The sequence below is a fragment of the Alishewanella maricola genome, assembly GCF_016343785.1.
GTDB classification, from domain to species: domain Bacteria; phylum Pseudomonadota; class Gammaproteobacteria; order Enterobacterales; family Alteromonadaceae; genus Alishewanella; species Alishewanella maricola.
On record NZ_JAEINI020000001.1, the window covers coordinates 360,736 to 375,932 of the forward strand.

12 protein-coding genes are annotated in these 15,197 nt (G+C 51.1%); 11 read left to right on the top strand and 1 reads right to left on the bottom strand.

Annotation, left to right across the window (positions count from 1 at the left end):
• Positions 1-17 precede the first annotated feature (17 nt).
• From JAO78_RS01785 to JAO78_RS01835, 11 genes are read left to right on the top strand one after another with little or no spacing between them, the layout of a single operon-like run.
• Complete coding sequence (locus JAO78_RS01785; protein WP_226749640.1) at positions 18-1,847, top strand: hypothetical protein; 1,830 nt, start codon at positions 18-20, stop codon at positions 1,845-1,847.
• A complete protein-coding gene (locus JAO78_RS01790) occupies positions 1,847-4,708 on the top strand; it encodes a tetratricopeptide repeat protein (RefSeq protein WP_226749641.1) in 2,862 nt (953 codons plus the stop codon). Before JAO78_RS01785 ends, JAO78_RS01790 begins: the two co-directional genes overlap by 1 nt.
• On the top strand, positions 4,695-5,411 hold the full coding sequence (locus JAO78_RS01795; RefSeq protein ID WP_226749642.1) for a tetratricopeptide repeat protein: 717 nt from the start codon (positions 4,695-4,697) through the stop codon (positions 5,409-5,411). The genes JAO78_RS01790 and JAO78_RS01795 overlap by 14 nt, the downstream gene beginning before the upstream one ends.
• A gap of 3 nt (positions 5,412-5,414) precedes the next feature.
• A complete protein-coding gene (locus JAO78_RS01800) occupies positions 5,415-5,777 on the top strand; it encodes a hypothetical protein (RefSeq protein ID WP_226749643.1) in 363 nt (120 codons plus the stop codon).
• Positions 5,778-5,789: 12 nt separating this feature from the next.
• Entirely contained in the window at positions 5,790-6,449 is a 660-nt protein-coding gene (locus JAO78_RS01805; RefSeq protein WP_226749644.1) for a MotA/TolQ/ExbB proton channel family protein, read from the top strand.
• Complete coding sequence (locus tag JAO78_RS01810) at positions 6,433-6,957, top strand: biopolymer transporter ExbD (protein WP_226749645.1); 525 nt, start codon at positions 6,433-6,435, stop codon at positions 6,955-6,957. Before JAO78_RS01805 ends, JAO78_RS01810 begins: the two co-directional genes overlap by 17 nt.
• Positions 6,954-7,478, top strand: coding sequence for an ExbD/TolR family protein (locus JAO78_RS01815; RefSeq protein WP_226749646.1), 525 nt, complete (start codon positions 6,954-6,956; stop codon positions 7,476-7,478). Before JAO78_RS01810 ends, JAO78_RS01815 begins: the two co-directional genes overlap by 4 nt.
• Entirely contained in the window at positions 7,475-8,419 is a 945-nt protein-coding gene (locus JAO78_RS01820; RefSeq protein ID WP_226749647.1) for an AgmX/PglI C-terminal domain-containing protein, read from the top strand. Before JAO78_RS01815 ends, JAO78_RS01820 begins: the two co-directional genes overlap by 4 nt.
• A gap of 17 nt (positions 8,420-8,436) precedes the next feature.
• On the top strand, positions 8,437-9,636 hold the full coding sequence (locus JAO78_RS01825; RefSeq protein WP_226749648.1) for a hypothetical protein: 1,200 nt from the start codon (positions 8,437-8,439) through the stop codon (positions 9,634-9,636).
• A gap of 2 nt (positions 9,637-9,638) precedes the next feature.
• Positions 9,639-12,059 carry a LamG domain-containing protein gene (locus JAO78_RS01830; RefSeq protein WP_226749649.1) on the top strand — a complete coding sequence of 807 codons (2,421 nt, stop codon included), beginning with the start codon at positions 9,639-9,641 and terminating at the stop codon, positions 12,057-12,059.
• Positions 12,060-12,069: 10 nt separating this feature from the next.
• Positions 12,070-13,647 carry a general secretion pathway protein GspF gene (locus tag JAO78_RS01835; RefSeq protein ID WP_226749650.1) on the top strand — a complete coding sequence of 526 codons (1,578 nt, stop codon included), beginning with the start codon at positions 12,070-12,072 and terminating at the stop codon, positions 13,645-13,647.
• Between the two features lie 64 nt (positions 13,648-13,711).
• Here JAO78_RS01835 and JAO78_RS01840 read toward each other — a convergent pair whose 3' ends face one another.
• On the bottom strand, positions 13,712-14,695 hold the full coding sequence (locus JAO78_RS01840) for an FAD:protein FMN transferase (protein ID WP_226749651.1): 984 nt from the start codon (positions 14,693-14,695) through the stop codon (positions 13,712-13,714).
• Between the last annotated feature and the right edge of the window lie 502 nt (positions 14,696-15,197).

Below are 15,197 nucleotides of genomic sequence, written 5' to 3' on the forward strand. Positions count from 1 at the left end.
TGTTCAGCTGCTGCAGTGTGCTGTTGACGCTGCTGCTAAGCGCACCGAGTGCACAGGCTACCGAGTCTTTACTGCAAACAGAAAAGCAGTATCGGCTGGCAGCGTGGCATTTTTTTCGCGACGATGATTATCAAGCGCTGTTGCATTTAAGTTTGGCACCCGAGCCCGCGGCCAAAGCTCGTTTGTTGCAAGCCGGCTTATTTTTGCAATTAGACATGCCTGCGGCCACGGCAGCATTATTAGAGCAACTGCTAGCCGAGCAAACGGTCAGTGGGGCTTTACCTCAAGAGTTACGCAACGTGGCGTTGTTGCAATTTAGCCAATATCAATTTGAGCAACAGCAACCGGAGCAGGCGCGCTTTTACTTTGCCAAGCTCTCTGCACCGCTGTTGCAGTTAACCGGGCAAGCGACCTTATTGCAGCAGATGTTAACTTGGCCCAATATAACCCCCTTTGATGACAAAGTGTTTCAGCAATTGGCGGGTCAAGCTGAATTACCTTATGTGGTCATTAACCATATCTTGGCGCTGCGCCAACAGCAAAAAAGCGCACAGGCATTACAATTGTTAGCGAGGTTAAATAACGCGTTATCTAAGCCAACCACCATGAGTTTTTGGCAGCAACTCTTTCGCGAGCCAAGCACCGCCATGGGCAGTGATGATCGGGTCGAACGCGATGCCTTGGCCGATTACTTATTGCTGCTAAAAGCCGGTTTGTTAGTGGATGAAAAACGCTGGGCCGAAGCGCAACAAGTGCTGCGCGGCTTTGCCAGCAATAGCGTGCTCACCTTACCCGCTATGACGCTATACCGTGATGTGTTGATCGAAAACCGACAGATCCCGGTGTTATTAGCCGTATTGCAGCAATTAATTACGCGTTACCCTTTGGCGCCAGCGAGTTGGCTGGCAGCACATCAAATCGGTATGCAACTGGAACTCACCTTTGAGCAGCAACAGGCGCTAGCGGCTTACCGCTGGGCTGAGCAATATTATCAACGCCAATTAACGGCTAATGCCGGTTATCGGGTGCCTGTCAGTGCGGAGCAATTGGCTAATCCAGATACGTTAACGCCGTGGCAGTTTTATCAATTACGCCAACAGTCCGCGTTATATCAATTAAACCGGCAATTAGACGCCGTGGCGCAGTTGCAGCAACAGCAGCAGCAACGGTTAGCGCGTTTAGCGCATTTAACTGACGCGGTGCAAAGCAAGCTGTTACAGCAACAGCAATTACTGACTCAAGCTTTGCCCCGTTTAACGGCTAAACAGCAAGGCTTGCAGGCACAAAGTGCTGCCTTAGCCGAGACGATACGCCAAGCGCAAACCGAGCCGATGGCACAATTGTTGTGGCTTAACGATGCTGAGCAGGCTTTTAGCCAACACCAACACATGCTCACGCGGGCCAGCAGCCGGCTTCAGCAGTTAGCGGCAGATGGGCGCGACATGACCGCAGAAAATGCCCGCTTACAGCGGCTTAAAGGCTTATTAACCTGGCACTATCAACAAAATAGTGCCGAGCGCAGTTATCAGTTAGCCCAGTTGCAGCAACAGCTAACCGCTGAGTTACAGCAGATTGATAGCGGTATTCAGCGCTTAGCCGCGTTAGAGGGTAAAACCACTCGGCTATTGGCGCAGCAGCAACAATTAACCCAAAGCATGGCTAATGAGCAAGGCTTTAGCGTGTTGCTGGCAGAACAACAACAACAATTATTGAGGTCCTTGAATCAGGCGTTACAACAACAACGTTTAGCAGAGCGCGAGCAGCTGATGGCCTTACAACGACTGAACACCCAAGCCATTGCGCGGTTAATGGAGCAAGTGTTGCTGAGCACCGAGGAGGCCAACTGATGCGTCACCCAATGCCATGGTTGCTACTGTCTGTACTCGCCACGACACTCTTAACAGCCTGCAGCACGCCAACTGAAAAAGTGGTGCGTCGGCCCACTCTGGGTGAGTTTATGCCTTATACCCCACTCAGTACTGAGCCACCCGAAACGGTTAATGCCGATAAATTACAACAGGTTTATCAATCGTTATTAGCCCTCGCACCGGCGGCCGATGTACGGCAAAAAGTGTTGTATCGGCTGTCGCAGCTGAATACCCAACAATTAGAGCGGATGGCTTTGCCTCCTGCCGCTGAGCAACAAGCCTTGGCCAGTTTAATTGCCCAGTATCAACAGCTTTTACAAGCGTATCCGGATGATCTGAATAACGAACTGATCCGCTATCAGTTAGCTCGGGCCTTAGATTTAAGTGGCGACAACGCGGCGGCACAGCAGCAAATGCAACGCTTATTACAGCAGTTCCCGCGTAGCGAATTTGCTGCCGAGTTATGGTTTCGAATAGGTGATATTGATTACAGTCAGGCTAACTATAGCGCCGCCTTAAAAGCCTTTAACCAAGTATTGGGGGTCGCTAAAACGGAACTAAAGCTGCATGCGTTGTATATGCGTGGCTGGAGCCATTTTCAGTTACAGCAGTATGCGCAAGCGGATGAAGCTTTCTTGTTGGCGCTGGATATGACTGTGCAGCCAAACAGCTTGGATGAACAACAAAGCCTGCAGCAAGAGTTACAACGCATTTTAAGTATTTCGCTGAGTTATCAAGAGCAGGCGAGCAGTTTATTAGCCTTGTTGCAGCGTACGCCTTATCAAGATAAAGCGGCAGAACGTCGGCCCTTGGCGTTTCAGGCGCAGTTATTTCAGGGCTTGGCCGACTTTTTATTTGAAAAAGATCTGCAGCAAGCGGCGCTTGACAGCTATCGGCAATTTATTACTTATCAGCCGTTCGCATTAGAAGCAGCACAGATGCAATTGAAGATTGTGCAATACCATTTAGCACAGGCCGATGCTGCGGCTGCCGAGCAGGCACAGTTGAGCTTTGTCAGTTTATTTGGCCCCGCCAGTGCCTTTTGGCAAAAAGCGCTACCGCATGAGCAAGCAGACTTAGCGCCCATCTTGGCGCAATACCTCGATTATTTTGCCCGGCAACGTTATCAGTTAGCCCAGCAAGCCGCAGTGCCCGAGCAAGCGAGTTTATTTGCAGAAGCGGTGCCGTTTTGGCAGCAATTGCTAGTAATACAGCCGTTTGTTGCTGCTGAACAAGTCGATGACAGTTTATTGTGGCCCGATGATGTGCGCTATTTATTGGCCGAATCGTTAGCGGCAAGCGGTCAGCCTAAACCTGCGCTCGCACTCTATCAGCAGCTGGGGTACGGCGTGGTTGATTTGAACGCACGCAATGTCAGTGCCGAGCAGGCGGCATACCGCGCTTTATTACTGAGTGAGCGCATTTATACCACGGCCAAGATGAATAACAGTGAGGATTTATCCGAGCTGTCGGCTGCTTGGTGGCATGAGCAAAACCAATTTGTCCGTTGGCACAGCCGGCATCCTGCGGCACAGCAAATTGCCTTAAACCAACTGACCGATCAGTATCAGCGTAAAGCCTTTGCTGAAGTCGCCAGTTTCGCCCGTCGCGTAACAGAATGGCCCCATCCAGAGTTAAGCCAGCCAGCTTTAGTAAATGAAGCGCGTTTTATTGTCAGTCAAACGCTATTAGCGCAAGACGACTTTGCCGCAGCAGAGCAAAGCATTGAACCGTTGCTGGCGTTGTATCAAAACGATGCTAGCGAGTTAGGTCGCAACCGTACGCAGTTATTAACGGCGCAGCGCGCCTCAGCGATTTATCAGCAAGCACAGCTAGGCTATTTATCGGTTGGCGCACAGTTAGCCCATTTGCAACGCTTATTAGCGTTACCCACTTCGGAATATCATCAAAGCGCGGCATATCAGCAAATCAGTTTGCAGCTAGAGCAACAAGCTTGGGCTGAGGCGATTGAGTTAATGCTCGCTTATCAGCAGCAGTACCCAAATAGCACCGAGCAAACGGCGATTAGCTTGGCATTGTTAAATAGCTATGAGCAGTTACAAGATTGGCAGCAAGCGGCCGATTTACTCAGTGCACAAATTGAACGCTTGGCTGAGGGATCTGAACAACAACGTATATTGGCTAAAGCCGCCGATTATTATTTACGCGCTGGCAACCGCGATGCCGCGCGGTCAGCTTATCGCAATTATGCCAATCGCTATCCTGAGCCGCATTTAGCTGCGCAAGAAGCGCGGGCGGTGTTAGTGCAATTGTATCAAGCGGATAATGATCTGACTCGGCGTAATTTTTGGTATCAGCAACTCGTCAGTGCCGAGCAGCAACAAGCTCAGGGCACTGAGCGCAGTCGTTATTTGGCCGCCGATGCAGCATTACAGCTAGGGTTATATCACAGCCGGTTGTTTGAAGCCGTGCTGCTGCAACAACCGCTGCGCGATAACTTACGCAAAAAACAAGCTCACATGACCACGGCCATTGAGCAGCTGCAAACGAGCATGGACTGGCAAGTCGCCGACTTTTACAGCCAAGCGCAATATCAGGTGGCCAGTTTGTATCAACAGATGGCCGGTGCCTTGTTAACTTCGCAGCGGCCCAAGGGGTTAGATGCGCTAGCGCTAGAGCAATATGATTTATTGTTAGAAGAGCAAGCCTATCCGTTTGAAGAGTTGGCGATTGAAATTCACCAGCAAAATGCCGCCTTGGTGACGCAGCCGCTATACGATAAGTGGGTTGCCGCCAGTTTTGCTAAGTTAGCCGAATTATCGCCGGCGCGTTATCGCAAACCCGAAGTGTACTTGGAGCTGGCCGATGACGCTTATTAAACACCACAGTAGCAACATCCTAGTTGCACAAAGCCTCGCTCAGCCTTGGCGAGTGCTGCGCCGTGTCAGTGCTGCGCTTGGCATGTTGTTATTGCTAAGCCATTGCGCTGCAATTTCAACATTACTGCCGGTGACCGAGCCCAGTGTTAGCGCCCCCACAGAGGTACAAGCTGAACCCAATGCTGTGGCCCACAACGCCACGGCAACTGCGGTAACTAGCCCCACGGTTTGGCCAGCGTTGACTGCCGATTTAGCCGAGCGCTATCAGCAAGCAAAAACACTCATGCGTCAACAAGATTACGCTGGCGCGAGTCAATTATTGCAGCCTTTGGCTGAAGCCGTCCCTGCCGCTGCAGGGATCCGTTACAACTTGGCGCTGTGCTATTGGCAATTAGCACAGACTGAAGCCGCACGTTTACAGCTTACCCAGCTGCTTGAACTGCGGCCAGATTATGTGGCAGCCAGCAATTTACTTGGCGTGATAGCGCGCCAGGCGGGGCATTTTCGACAAGCCGAGCGGCATTGGTTGGCGGCGTTAAACCAGCAGGCCGATTATGCAGATGCGCATAAAAACCTGGGGTTTTTGTATGAGCTGTATTTACAGCAACCCGAGCAGGCTCGTTATCACTACACGCAATATCAGCAACTTACCGGCGATCCGCTGGCTGAAGCTTGGCTGAGTTTGCTGCCACAACAGGAGTAACACATGAAGAATTATCTCATGTCCGCCACCTATCTAAGTGTATTGCTGCTGTCGAGTGCGACACTGGCGCAGCAACAAAACCGCGCCTTGCCAGAGCCTAAACCCTCGGCTGCTGCAACCAACAAAGCGGCAGCGAGCGTACGGGTTGATGTCAGCACCACTATCAGTGGTAACCAAGAGCAACCGCGCACCTTGTATGTCTTGCCATGGCAAGACAGTATTGCCCAAATTCGTATTCCGGCGCCGGGGCTTGATGTGCCACCGGCACCCATACAGCCGCTGGATCGCCAGCAATTTCTGCGTTTTATTGAGGCTCAGTCGCTACAACAGCAACCAGCCAATACCGTATCTACTAAAAATAATTAAGAGGGTTACAGCATGGATTTCGTTAACAGCATAGTGCGGTTTTTGCAGGAAGGCGGCTATTTTATTTACCCTATCGCCTTTATTTTGATTTTAGGTATAGCCATTACGATTGAGCGTTGGTGGTTTTTACGCGGCGTGTATGCCAATAACCAAAAAGCTTATCGCCAGTTACAACCGGCCATTGCCGCGGCCGATACCCAAGCGATCTTAACACAAGCGGAATCGAGCCAAACCGCCATAGGTTTAATGCTCGCCAGCGGTGTCAATCGCTTATCGTCATCACATCGGCGTGAAGATATGGAGTACGCCATGGAAGAAGTGGTACTGGAATACAGCCTGCGTTTGCAAAAACGCACGCCGTTTTTAGCCACCCTAGCCAATGTCGCCACCTTACTCGGTTTACTCGGTACCATTGTGGGTTTAATCGCTGCCTTTTCGGCGGTAGCAAATGCCGATCCTTCTGAAAAAGCCAGCTTATTGTCATCCAGTATTTCGGTGGCGATGAACACCACCGCCTTCGGTTTGATGACCGCGATCCCGTTGGTCTTTGTGCATGCATTATTACAAAGTAAAACGGCTAGCATTGTCGACACCATGGAGATGGCCGGCATCAAATTGATGAACAGTATCGGACAACGTTTTACGGGTGGCCGGGATGATCAGAAAGCATAAAATTAAGCAAAACGACGCTGAGCTCGACATCACCTCCTTTATGAATCTGATGATTGTGTTGGTGCCCGTGTTGTTGCTGAGCTTAGTGTTTACTCAGATCCGCGTGCTGAGCATTCAACTGCCGCCCCAAGTTGAGCAGTTAATGCAGCAAGAGCGAGAGGATCCGCAAGTGCTGGAATTGGAGCTGCGAAGCGATCGGCTGCGCTTAAATTATCCGGCCGGTCAGTTACTGCGGGAATTTAGCCACACGCCAGACGCAGAACCTGACTTCGCGGCGCTCTCCGCATTTTTACAAGATCTGAAACTGACTTGGCAGCAGCAACAAATTGATAAACGTGAAATCCGTTTACTGGCACCAGAAGACTTAGATTACCAAACGCTAGTCAGTGCCATGGACACGGTGCGCTCGTTTAAAACCGTAGTTGCCGCCTCGGTGGTTGATGCGGAGTTGTTTCCGGTTATTTCCTTGGGGCAGTTGCCCGCTGGCGCCAGCGAGGTCACAGAATGAAGCAATCATTTCGTGCAAAACGCATGCTCAAGCAACACAAACGACTGGCGCAAAGCTCAAAATTAAACCTGGTGGCGTTGATGGATATTTTTACCATCTTGGTGTTTTTCTTGATGGTGAATCAGTCCGATGTGGTGGTATTACCCAGTAATAAAGACATGAGTTTGCCGCAATCGGTGTCAGAACAGTTACCGCGTGAGCAGGTGTTACTCACTGTGACGGCAAATGGCGTGTTAATTCAAGGCAAAGCTATCTGGCGCGGTGATTGGCTACAAGCGCCGGAATTATGGCAAAAGGAATTAAGCGAGGCGGTGCAGCAAGAGCTGAACTATTTAGCCGGTCGCACCGCTGCGCTCACAGAAGAGCAGCAAGCACTGGGGCGACCGCTGACCATTTTAGCTGATGCCAGCACCCCCTATGCCGTGCTGCGGCGTTTAATGGCAATGTGTGCCGGCACTGAGTATCGCGATATTTCATTAGCCGTTGAGCAGCGCAGTAAGGTGTTGGAGGCAACGCCATGAGCACACTGACTTGGCAACAGCACGCGAGCTGGCAAGATGAAGATACCGTTTTTACTCGGGTGGTGATTGCCGGCTTGCTGCTGTTACTGGTGTTGTCGATTGCCATACCGCTGTATCAAGTGCCTGAGCGCAGTCGTACGCAGTTAGAACAGTTACCGCCACAGTTAGCACGAGTGGTACTGGAGCAGCGGGAAATTATCCCCCCTGAGCCGATTGTACTGCCTGAGCCCGAGCCGCTTCCCGAGCCCGAACCTGAGCCGATAGCCAAGCCTGAAGCGAAAGTCGTTGAAGCCAGCCCGGTTACGCCAGAGCAAGCCCGCGCTACCGCACAGCAAGCGGGGTTATTAGCCATGCAAGATGAGTTAGCGGCCTTAAGGCAAACCTTTACGGTTAACCGCCAAGCACCGCAATTACAACGCGAGGGACAGCAAAGTGCTGCGGTAACTGAGCCCGATACCATCGCCAACCCCGTGTTAGCGAAGACAGCGGCGAAAGCGGCTGTTGCAGTGAGCTCGGATATTGCGCGTGCTGAGTTAGCGCAAGCCGAAAATGTGCGTGTAGCTGATGCCGAGCTACGTGGTTTAGCCAGCTCAGCACCCGCATCAAGCACCACCAGTCGTAGTGCAGGTAATGCGGATGCAGCGGCGCAGGGTGGGCGTAGCGAAGCCAGTATTCGCCAAATACTAGAAGCGAATAAAAGTAGCTTATACACCTTGTACAACCGTGCGTTGCGCGCCAACCCCTTGTTAAAAGGCAAGGTGGTGTTTGAGCTGATTATCAACCCCGATGGCAGTTTGGCGCAGGTGTCGATTATCGAAAGTGAATTAAATGACGAGCGATTGGAGCGGCAGTTACAACTGCGCTTGCAAGCGGTGAATTTTGGCGCAGCGGATGTGGCGCCGACCCGATCGCAGTGGACTATCGCATTTTTACCCGATTAAGCGGGCAGGAGATAACTATGCAAAGCTATACTAAGCGGTTTTTACTCGGCTTACTGTTAGCGCTGTTCTGCAGTTCTACCGCCTCGGCTGGTGCTTTAGAGCAAGCCAAACGCTTACATGATCGCTTAGCTGGCGTGCCAGCTGATGCGGCAACCTTGCAGCAAATGACCACGTTACTGGAGCAGGGTAACGCCCAGGCTGCCGCGAATGTGGCAATGCAGCATCCAGACTTTTATCGCACCACACTAAAGTTGTTTGCCTCGCCGGCCACCAACCGTGATTTGGATATTTTTGAACCGCTGAATGATTACAGTGCCACCATTATTGGTTTGGTGCGTGATAACGTCGATTTTCGGCAGATTTTGCAAACCGACGTGCTGTATGTGGCCGCGGACAGCTTAGGCTTACCGCCTTACGCCGCCAATAACAATGCGCATTACGCTGCGTTAGATCAGCAAGGGGTCGATTTACAACAGTATTTGGAACCGCGCTCGCAAAGCAGTTTGCTGGGCATTCCCGCTGAGGCCAGTGCCGGTGTGATGACCAGTCGCGCTGGCGCAAAAGCGTTTTTCTATTTAGGGACCAATCGTGCCATGCTGCGTTTTACGTTAATGAGCCAGCTGTGCACCGATTTAGAGCCATTGAAAGATGGCAGTACGCCTACCGATCGGATCCGCCAAGATGTCAGTCGCAGCCCCGGTGGCGATAGCCGAATTTTTCATAATCGCTGTGTTGCCTGCCATGCCGGGATGGATCCGCTGGCGCAAGCTTTTGCTTATTACGATTATCAATTTACCGATGAAACGGGGGAAAATGGTCGCTTGTTTTATCAGCCTACAGGCAGTAGTCATAATCAAACCGGCAGTCGCGTGCAGCCGAAATACCATATTAACTCGGGGAATTTCCCGCTGGGTTACAAAACCGAAGATGATTTTTGGCAAAACTATTGGCGGGAAGGGCGCAATCAAGCACTGGGTTGGGATAACAGCTTACCGGGTGAAGGTTATGGCGCGAAAAGCTTAGGCCAAGAATTAGCCAATTCGGTGGCGTTTGCGCAGTGTCAGGTGAAAAAAGTGTTCGAAACCACCTGTTTGCGGCCACCAGAAAGCCTGGCCGATGTCAGCTTGATCCAACAAACCCGCGACCGGTTTAGTCAAAGCGGTTATAACTTAAAGCAGGTGTTCGCCGACACCGCCACCTATTGTATGGGGGAGTGAACATGCGAATTTTCTTACTAGTACTAGCCATCATGCTGTTGCTCGGTTGTGGTGGCGCAGAAGTTGAGCAAAATCCGCCGCCAGCGTTACCAAATAACACCAACAACTATAACGGCCCTGCACCTCAAACTACCGATATTCAGCAGTTTAAACTCAATTTGTGGGATAACTTGGTGGCAGACAACCGCTGTGGCAGTTGCCATCAACCGGGTAATACCGCACCCTTTTTTGTGCGCCGTGATGATATTAACCTGGCTTACACTGCCGCCTTACCCTTGGTTAATTTAGCCGATCCGGCGCAATCCTTGCTGGTGCAAAAAGTTGCGGGTGGCCATAATTGCTGGCTAAGCAGTAATACTGCCTGTGCTGACACCATTACGCAGTGGTTACGCAACTGGGGCAATACCAGCGGAGCAGAGCAAGTTGCGGTTCGATTAGTTGCCCCGGTGATCCGAGATGCCGGTGCCAGTAAAGCCTTGCCCGAGAGCCCGGGCTTATTTGCCGCTGAAGTTTATCCTTTGGTGCGGCAGTATTGTCTCAATTGCCACGCGCCTTCTGCGACGGTAGCGCAAGCGCCTTTTTTTGCTGCCAATGATCTCAGTGCGGCTTATCAGGCAAGCCGTAGTTTAATTAATTTAGATCGGCCCGCATTATCCCGCCTAGTGGCCAGGCTAGGAGGAGAGTTTCATAACTGCTGGTCCGATTGTGCGAATGATGCGGCGCAAATGCTAGCTGCCATTACCAAAATTGCCGAAGCTGTCCCCTTAGCGGAACTGGATCCTACCTTAGTGCCCTCTAAAGCCTTGCGACTTGAAGATGGCGTTGTGGCTTCTAGCGGTGGGCGTTATGAAAGTAACCAAATTGCGTTTTATCAATTTAAAGAAGGTCAAGGTAGCCAAGCGTTTGATACTTCTGGCGTTGAGCCTGCGGCCAATTTAACCTTACAGGGCGATTTTAACTGGTTAACTGGCTGGGGCTTGCAAATTAACAGTGGTCGGGCGCAAGCCAGTACCCAGAGCAGTGCCAAATTGGCGCGGTTGATTGGCGCAACCGGAGAGCTCAGCATTGAAGCCTGGCTGATCCCCGCCAACGTGGTGCAAGCAGGGCCTGCGGCCATAGTTAGTTATGCCGGCAGTGCCATTAGCCGAAACCTGACCTTAGGGCAAACCCAATACAACTATGATTTTTTACTACGCAGCAGTGCAAGCAATTTTGCTGGGCAGCCGGCACTGAGCACCGCCGATGCCGATGAGTTGCTGCAAGCCAGTTTACAGCATGTGGTGCTCACGCAAGATCCGGTTAACGGCCAGCGTATTTATATCAATGGCCAAGACAGTGGTGTGCGACGCGAGGCGGCGAGTATCAGTAACTGGGATGACAGTTTTGCCTTAATGCTGGGCAGTGAGGCGGATGGCAGTCGGCAGTGGCAGGGCAGTGTGCGTTTACTGGCCATTCATAACCGTGCGCTTAGTGCAGCACAAATCACTCAAAACTTCAGTATTGGCGTTGGCCAGAAGTTCTATTTGCCGTTTGCCATAGGCCACTTAATTGATTTGCCGCAAAGCTACATCGTGTTTGAGGTGGCGCAGTTTGATAATTACTCTTACCTGTTTAGTCAGCCTTATCTGATTAATTTAGACGGTGCCGCTTTACCTGCCGATGTAACGATCAGCGGCATGGCGTTAGCGATTAACGGTAAAGAGAGCAGTGGTGGTCAAGCGTGGATCAAGCAACGCTTTAACGTGCCGACAGGTACGGTGTTGACCGAGCCTCACACCTTATCGGCCTTAGGCACGATTATTGCGGCTGAGTCGGGCGCGAATAGCGATGAGTTTTTCTTATCGTTCGCCGAGATTGGCGCCTTTAGCAATGTACGCAGCAAGGCAAGCTTTCCGCAACAAGACGTCAGTATGGCAAGTTCCAGTAGCAGCGATATTGGCATCCGGCCGTTTGCGGCAATCCATGCCAGCATGAGTCAGCTTACCGGGGTGTCACAAGCGAACCCTGCGGTAGCCAATACCTATCAAACCATAGCGCGGCAGTTACCGGCAACGCCGAATATCGAAACCTTTATTTCAGCGCAGCAAATGGCTATTACTCAGTTAGGGATCGCTTACTGTAATGCGGCAATCAGTAATTCGACGTTGCGCAGTGCGTGGTTTCCGGCCATTGATTTTAATGCCAGTCCTGCTGAAGCGTTGAGCCCCGCAAATCGGGATAGCTTGATTGAGCCGCTACTGCAGCGTTTTATGCCTTTGCAAGCGGCCACAGATATCGCTAACAGCGATGCGCGAGTAGAGCTAAATAACCTAGTTGACAGGTTAAGCCAATGTCATGGCAGTTGTGATAGCCAGCGCACTCAAACCATTGCTAAAGCCGCCTGCACTGCGGTGCTGGCGAGCGCACAAATGCTCGTGTATTAAGGAGCTCTTGATGAAATCGAAAAAAGCCTTACACCCGGATGCGCCGCTGTTACATGCCTGTCATAGCAAGCCCGTCACCCGGCGCGACTTTATTGCCTGCGGCATGAGTATTGGCGCCGGTATTTTAACCACGGGCTCGGTATTTAGCTTATTTGCCAATCCCACTAAAGCTTACGCCAGTTTGTCGCCTGATCTGGAAATGTTGAAAAACCAATGCGGTATCAACGTCGAAGGTGCAGGGAAGATCCCCTTTATTTGTTTTGATCTGGCCGGTGGCGCCAACATCGCAGGCTCTAATATTTTGGTCGGGGGCGCGGGGGGGCAGTTAGATTTTCTGTCAACCCAAGGCTATAGCAAATTAGGTTTGCCCGCCGATATGGTGCCCAGCGCAGTGAATGCCGCCAATCCGGCCGGTGGTTTTGTCAATACGCAGTTGGGCTTAGCTTTTCATAGTGATTCACAATTGTTAGCCGGCATATTAGAGCGAACCACCATGGCTACGCAAGCCATGACCAATGGCGCGGTGATCCCCTCTCGCTCAGAAAATGATACGGGTAATAACCCCCATAATCCGATGTATGCTATTGCCAAAGCCGGTGCTAACGGCTCGCTGATGCCTTTGATTGGCTCGCGTAATTCGGATTCTGGCGCTAACTCGATGGCACCCGCTGAGTTTTATAATCCAGAGTGGCGGCCAACCAAGATTGACAGACCTAGTGATGTTACCGGTTTAGTCGATGTTGGCGACTTGTTTGGCCTGCTTGATCAAAACGATGCCGTTGCCGTTATGGAATCGATCCAGCGTTTAAGTGATAACAAATTAGCGCGGGTGAACTCGGCGGTAAGTCGGGATCAGGTCATTAAAGAGTTGGTGCGTTGTGGTTATGTGAAAAGCGCTGATTTGGCCGACCGTTTCGGTAATCCTGCGACCCTGGATCCCGCAGCCGATCCAGATATTGTGGGTAATAGCGGTATTTTTACCAGCGCTGAATTTAACGGCGATGCCGAATTTCGTAAAACCGCGTCGGTGATGAAGCTGGTGGTCAATGGTTTTGCTGGAGCTGGCACCGTAACCATTGGTGGCTATGATTATCACACCGGCGAGCGGGGTACTGGCGAGCTACGTGATTTGCGCGCAGGCCGCTGTATTGGCGCTTGTTTAGAATATGCCGCCAGACGTAATCAGCCTTTAATGATTTATCTGTATTCTGATGGTTCGGTGGCTAGTAATGGCCGTATTGATGACAGCGTAAATGGCCGTGGCAAAGGCGAGTGGACCGGTGATAACTCATCAACCGCCGCCTCAGCTATGCTGGTGTATAACCCGAATGGTCGCCCCAGTTTATTGGGGGGCACGGCGCTCGAGCAAGCGCGTCATCAGCAAATTGGTTTTATGCGCCCTGATGCGTCGGTTGAAACGGGCTCATCGATGGCGGCCAATAATGTCAATTTATTAGTGCAAACGGTGATGCTCAATTATTTAGCCTTGCATGGTGAGCAAGGGCGACTCAGTGAGGTCGCGCCTTTCCATGGTTTAGGTAATGCCGCCAGCCAAGATCGCTTAACGGCGTTTGCGCCTATCGTTTAATGGCGCAGAGCAATTGATATAGCACGTTGCGCTGGCGCTGGGGTGGGTTGTTTAACCTTAGGGGCTAGCGCGCTAAACCCGATGAAAAATACAATTGATGCTCACTGCTGATAAAAATGGCTTCATAGTCTGCCTGTTGCTCAATCAGTGCCATACCTCGTTCAAGCCCTAGCACAAATAAGGTAGTCGACAGTGCATCGGTGCGTGTGGTGTCGGGGCCTAACACGGTTACACTCATTAAACCCGAAGGGCTTGTACCGCTTTTCGGATCTAAAATATGATGATAACGCACGCCATCTTCGATAAAGAACCGCTCATAATCCCCTGAGGTGCTAATGGCGCTATTAATAAGCGGTAATTGCGCCACGATATCGTCAGATTTACGTGGGTGTTTAATGGCGACTAACCAAGGACGACCGCGTTTATCACCCAATAAGCGCGTGTCACCGCCGGCGGTAACTAATGCATGTTGAATGCCCGCTTGCGCCAGTAACGCAATAGACCTTTCCACCGCATAGCCTTTGGCGATACCGCCTAAATCTATTTTGACACCGGCTTTAGCAAAGCGTACTTGGTTATTGGCCAGCAGCTGAATATGCTGGTAATTAATTAAACTGCGCTGCGCGGCTAAATCCTCGATACTGGGTTTGACATGCTGGCGATAATCATAGCTAAACCCGACCGAAGCAAAGCTAATGTCAAAGGCCCCGGCGCTTAATTCGGCGAGCTGTTCGGCTTGCTGTAACAACTGGTAAAACTCTTCACTGATGGTGACCGCTTGCTGGCTAGCATCGCGGTTAAGTAAGCTCAGCTCACTGCTTTCAAGGTAGGGGCTCATCAGTTGATTAATGCGTTCAAATTCGTTTTGCACGGCACTGATCAGCAAGGGGCCTTGGCTGTTATCGTCAGTCCAAAACTCGACATAGGCTTGCGTGCCCATGGTTTGAAACGGCTGGCGCTGCCACTCTGCTTCGGCAAACGTTGGCCATAGCCCGCTAAGAAGCCAAAGATAAAACAAAGCGCGGAGGTGAGTAGGTATAACGCGCATGGCGAGGATCCCATTATTCGCTATTGAATAGAGGGTACATTGTTGCAGAGCACAGGCGTGGACTCAATGTTTGTTGTTCAACAGTGCTAGAATAGTGACGGGGCTGCAATCAACAGTGGTCTGATTGTAAAGCAACACCTTAGATTACCGCATATTTCGTTTTAAATAGATCTTGGGTTGTCATGTCGGTATGTCACAACTTTAAAAAACATTTTCGCCAAGGCCGAAAACGTTTAGCGCTGCATAAAGCTTTGGCTGGAGCACGCTGTAAATACCTCCCTGTACGCTCCTCTTTTTCATCCCTGAAAAACACGTCTCCAGCCAAAGTTTACTTCGCTGTTAACTTGCCAAGCTTCAATCCGATCCTTGACGGTCAGAAACTAAACATTAAAAACCGTCATCGTCAGCAAGCTGTTCAGTCAAGCGAATACCGCTAAGAATATTAACTCCCCCTTTGAAGCGAGCCGACTGATCATCGTTGGCCAAGGTTTTAAGAAAACGG

What these genes read in the sequence shown, in the direction of transcription:
- JAO78_RS01790 (WP_226749641.1), top strand. Translation starts at nt 1,847, where the DNA reads ATGCGTCACCCAATGCCATGGTTGCTACTGTCTGTACTCGCCACGACA.
- JAO78_RS01795 (WP_226749642.1), top strand. Translation starts at nt 4,695, where the DNA reads ATGACGCTTATTAAACACCACAGTAGCAACATCCTAGTTGCACAAAGC.
- JAO78_RS01800 (WP_226749643.1), top strand. Translation starts at nt 5,415, where the DNA reads ATGAAGAATTATCTCATGTCCGCCACCTATCTAAGTGTATTGCTGCTG.
- JAO78_RS01805 (WP_226749644.1), top strand. Translation starts at nt 5,790, where the DNA reads ATGGATTTCGTTAACAGCATAGTGCGGTTTTTGCAGGAAGGCGGCTAT.
- JAO78_RS01810 (WP_226749645.1), top strand. Translation starts at nt 6,433, where the DNA reads ATGATCAGAAAGCATAAAATTAAGCAAAACGACGCTGAGCTCGACATC.
- JAO78_RS01815 (WP_226749646.1), top strand. Translation starts at nt 6,954, where the DNA reads ATGAAGCAATCATTTCGTGCAAAACGCATGCTCAAGCAACACAAACGA.
- JAO78_RS01820 (WP_226749647.1), top strand. Translation starts at nt 7,475, where the DNA reads ATGAGCACACTGACTTGGCAACAGCACGCGAGCTGGCAAGATGAAGAT.
- JAO78_RS01825 (WP_226749648.1), top strand. Translation starts at nt 8,437, where the DNA reads ATGCAAAGCTATACTAAGCGGTTTTTACTCGGCTTACTGTTAGCGCTG.
- JAO78_RS01830 (WP_226749649.1), top strand. Translation starts at nt 9,639, where the DNA reads ATGCGAATTTTCTTACTAGTACTAGCCATCATGCTGTTGCTCGGTTGT.
- JAO78_RS01835 (WP_226749650.1), top strand. Translation starts at nt 12,070, where the DNA reads ATGAAATCGAAAAAAGCCTTACACCCGGATGCGCCGCTGTTACATGCC.
- JAO78_RS01840 (WP_226749651.1), bottom strand. Translation starts at nt 14,695, where the DNA reads ATGCGCGTTATACCTACTCACCTCCGCGCTTTGTTTTATCTTTGGCTT.